Here is a 269-nt window from a genome sequence, read left to right on the forward strand (position 1 = left end):
CCGCAGGCCCACGTGAGGTTGTCGATGTCGGTGGTGTGGCATTGGGCGTAGTCGGTGATGTGGTGGACTTCGCAGTAGTAGCCACCGACATCACAGCCGGGTGCTGAGCAGCCGAGGTCTTTGGCGTACAGGACAATTCGCTGGCCCGGTGAGGCGAGGCGTTTGGTGTGATACAGCGCGACGGGCTTGCTCTTGTCGAAGATCGCCAGGTAGTGGTGGGCGTGGCGGGAAAGGCGGATGACGTCGCTGATCGGTAGCCGGGTACCGGC

Annotated in this window: 1 protein-coding gene; it reads right to left on the reverse strand. The window is 63.2% G+C overall.

Going from position 1 to position 269, the window contains the following annotated elements; translation table 11 throughout:
- The coding region (locus tag ACZY0B_RS28060; protein ID WP_463767471.1) for an HNH endonuclease signature motif containing protein at nt 1–269 on the reverse strand (269 nt) is incomplete at both ends.

This window comes from Mycobacterium sp. IDUB_19, assembly GCF_055419445.1.